This window comes from Methylobacterium dankookense, from assembly GCF_902141855.1.
In the GTDB taxonomy this organism is placed as follows: Bacteria; Pseudomonadota; Alphaproteobacteria; order Rhizobiales; family Beijerinckiaceae; genus Methylobacterium; species Methylobacterium dankookense.
The window spans coordinates 1-1,475 of the sequence record NZ_CABFVH010000117.1; the positions used below are offsets into that span (position 1 = coordinate 1).

The window sequence follows — 1,475 nt, forward strand, 5'->3', positions numbered from 1 at the left end:
CTGGCGACGAGCGGATTGACGAAGGAGTTCAAGGGGTTCCGCGCCGTGAGCGGCGTGACCCTTGAGGTCGCGCGCGGCACGATCCACGCGCTGATCGGCCCGAACGGGGCCGGCAAGACCACCTGCTTCAACCTGCTCACCAAGTTCCTCCAGCCCACCGCCGGCTCGATCCGCTACAAGGATCGCGACATCACCGGCATGAAGCCGGCCGACGTCGCCCGGCTCGGCCTGGTGCGCTCCTTCCAGATCTCGGCCGTCTTCCCCCACCTCACCGTGCTGGAGAACGTCCGCATCGCCCTGCAGCGGCGGCGGCGCGGCGATTCCTTCGACTTCTGGCGCAACGAGCGCGTGCTGCGGGCCCTCGACGGCGAGGCGCTCGAGCTCGTCGAGGCGGTGGGCCTCGCCGAGTTCGCCTCGAGCCAGGCGGTCGAGCTCTCCTACGGCCGCAAGCGGGCGCTGGAGATCGCCACGACCCTGGCGCTCGATCCCGAGATGCTGCTCCTCGACGAGCCCATGGCCGGCATGGGCCACGAGGACGTCGACCGCACCGCGGCGCTGATCCGGCGCGTCTCGAAGGACCGCACCATCCTGATGGTCGAGCACAACCTCTCGGTGGTGGCCTCGCTCTCCGACCGCATCACCGTGCTGGCGCGCGGCCAGGTGCTGGCGGAGGGCGACTACGCCACCGTGTCGAAGGATCCGCGCGTGGTCGAGGCGTATATCGGGGCCGGTCATGCCTGAGGCGGCGCACGCGATCACACCGACGGCCGGGACGGCGCCGCTTCTGGCGGTGCGCGGCCTGCAGGGCTGGTACGGCGAGAGCCATGTGCTGCACGGCATCGACCTCGACGTCGCGCCGGGCGAGGTGGTGACGCTGCTCGGGCGCAACGGCGCGGGCAAGACCACGACGCTGCGCGCCATCATCGGGATCCTGGGCCGGCGCAGCGGCTCGATCACCTATGCGGGCGCCGAGACGATCCGGATGGCGTCCCGCGCCATCGCGCGGCTGGGCATCGGCTACGTGCCGGAGGAGCGCGGCATCTTCGCGAGCCTGTCGGTGCACGAGAACCTGATGCTGCCGCCGCGCGTGAAGCCCGGCGGGATGTCGGTGGCGGAGATCCACGCGCTGTTCCCGAACCTGAAGGAGCGGGCCAGGAGCCAGGGCACCAAGCTGTCGGGGGGCGAGCAGCAGATGCTGGCGATCGGCCGCATCCTGAGGACGGGCGCCAAGCTGATCCTGCTCGACGAGCCGACCGAGGGTCTGGCCCCGGTGATCGTGCAGCAGATCGGCCGCACCATCCTGAAGCTGAAGAGCCAGGGCTACACGATCGTGCTGGTGGAGCAGAACTTCCGCTTCGCCCAGACCTTGGCCGACCGCCACTACGTCGTGGAGCAGGGCCGCGTCGTCGACATGATCGAGAACAGCCGCCTCGACGCCAACATCGACAAGCTCCACGCCTATCTCGGGGTCTGAC

At 70.0% G+C, this 1,475-nt stretch carries 2 protein-coding genes; both read left to right on the forward strand.

The genetic code is table 11. The annotated features are described in order from the left end of the window. Positions 1 to 741 (forward strand): ABC transporter ATP-binding protein (locus MTDSW087_RS29810; protein WP_238179825.1); only part of this gene is annotated, 741 nt, incomplete at its 5' end. Continuing rightward, complete coding sequence (locus MTDSW087_RS29815) at positions 734 to 1,474, forward strand: ABC transporter ATP-binding protein (RefSeq protein ID WP_144769399.1); 741 nt, start codon at positions 734 to 736, stop codon at positions 1,472 to 1,474. The genes MTDSW087_RS29810 and MTDSW087_RS29815, both read left to right, overlap by 8 nt. The last annotated feature ends 1 nt before the right edge of the window (position 1,475 follow it).